This is a genomic window from Rhodosalinus sp. K401 (genome assembly GCF_041365735.1).
GTDB lineage: Bacteria > Pseudomonadota > Alphaproteobacteria > Rhodobacterales > Rhodobacteraceae > Rhodosalinus.
On sequence record NZ_JBGFSI010000038.1, the window covers coordinates 1 to 1,742 of the forward strand.

At 68.4% G+C, this 1,742-nt stretch carries 3 protein-coding genes; 1 reads left to right on the forward strand and 2 read right to left on the reverse strand.

All coding sequences use genetic code 11. The annotated features are described in order from the left end of the window. Window positions 1-678, reverse strand: a 678-nt coding sequence (locus tag AB6A66_RS17370; RefSeq protein WP_371056883.1) for a phage terminase large subunit family protein, incomplete at its 3' end; no start/stop codon positions are given. Further along, the gene (locus AB6A66_RS17375) at window positions 626-1,186 is read right to left on the reverse strand and encodes a hypothetical protein (protein WP_371056884.1); all 561 of its coding nucleotides are present in this window, start codon (window positions 1,184-1,186) and stop codon (window positions 626-628) included. The genes AB6A66_RS17370 and AB6A66_RS17375, both read right to left, overlap by 53 nt. A 146-nt stretch (window positions 1,187-1,332) precedes the next feature. Between AB6A66_RS17375 and AB6A66_RS17380 the strand changes: the two genes are divergently transcribed. After that, window positions 1,333-1,605, forward strand: coding sequence for a hypothetical protein (locus AB6A66_RS17380; protein WP_371056885.1), 273 nt, complete (start codon window positions 1,333-1,335; stop codon window positions 1,603-1,605). Window positions 1,606-1,742: the final 137 nt, after the last annotated feature.

Genomic DNA, 1,742 nt, shown 5'->3' on the forward strand with positions numbered 1-1,742 from the left:
CCGGTGCGCGAAGGTCAGCGACCGCGCCTCGGCCAGTGTGACCGGATCGCCTTCCTCGTCGGCCGAGGCCGGATAGGCATCGACCTCGTCCAGAAAGATGTAGCGTGCCGGGGTGGACCGCAGCCCGACCGCCGAGTTCGCCCCGGTCATGATCAGGATGCCGCCCGCGAACTCCTTCGACAGCATCGTGTTGCCGGCGTCGCGCGAGCGGGCCGGCTTGATCCGCTCCCGCAGCTCCGGGCTTTCCTCGATCAGCGGGTCGATCCGCTGGCGCGAGTTACGCTTGGCCAATTCTACCGTCGGCTGGACCGCCAGCATCGGCCCCGGCGCCTGGTGGATCGCGAAGCCGATCCAGTTGTTGCCCGCCTCGGTCGCGCCGACCTGCGCCGCCTTCATGAACACGACCCGCTGGGTCGGATCGCCGGGCGACAACCGGTCCATGATCTCGCCCATGTAAGGCGTGCGCAGCGTGCGATACTGCCCCGGCTCGGCCGAAGCGCGGGACGACAGCTTGCGGTGCCGGTCGGCCCATTCCGACACGGTCAAATCCGGGTCGGGCCGCAGGCCCGCGAGCCACGCCCGCAGGACATCTCTGGCCCCGTCGAAAGCCAGCGTGTCCGCGTCCTCAGCGAAGGTCGGGCTGGATCTCGGCGAGGTCGTCGAGCTGGGATCGGACATGTTTCTCCAGAGCCTTCTGCATGGCGGCCGGCTCCACGCCCAGATCGGCCGCCATGAGCGCGGCCACCCGGGCGGGCCAGTTGACCCAGACGTCGCGCTCCTGCCGTGCCAGACGGAACACCAGCGCAAGCGCGCGGGCGCGGTCGATCAGCTCGCCCTTCAGCTTTTGCAGCCGGATGCGCCGCTCCTGCGCCTTGAGCACCTCGTTGGCCGTCTTTGCCTGCAAGAAGGTCGTGCCGCCGCCCGTCGCCGGCGCGGCCAGGCCCTGTTCCTTCAGCGTGTCGCCCACGGCCGAGACGGCAGCCTCCGGCACGGGCTTGCGCTTCGGCTGCGGTGGCTTGCGGGTCTTGGACGGATCCGTGGTCTCGGCGCGCCGCGCGTCGCTCGCAGCAGCGTCGATGCTCCCGTCTGCGTGCAGCACGAGGCGGCCGGCGGCCTTCGCTTTCTGGATCGCGCCGCGCGAGAGACCGACGCGGGCGGCGTATTGGCGCTCGCTCAGACCCTCCATGCCGCGCTCCGATTATCATGCGAATTCATGAGCTTATTGAGTTGATAAGCCTCCGCGCCGGAGCGAACCTGGATCCACAAGGACGATGCAACTCAGCACCGCGCTCAAGCAGCGCCGCGATAGCGCAGAACGAAGGAGCCACCACGATGACCACCCGCCTGAACCCGATTACCACGCCGCGCCACCAACTCCGCGCCGATAAGGCGCGGCGGAACAAGGAGGCAGCCCTGAACGCCTTCATCGGCAAGAAGGCCGAAATCGACGAGATGCTCGCCCGCCTGCAAGCGCTCAGCGACGATCATTTTGAGACCCACCCAGACGAGGTGGGCTGGGCGATGGTCGGCACCCTCGAACACTACGCCAGCGTGCTGAAGCGCATCACCGACAGCGCCTTCGGCGAAGGCGAGCACGCCGAGTAACCCGTCAGCCCAGCACCCCGAGCGGCCCGCCGAGCGGCGGGCTTCACCCGGTAGAAGGCGCCGCATTCCGCGGCGTCCGAACACCGGAGACCATCATGACCAAACTTTCCGACACTCAGCTCGTGATCCTCAGCGCC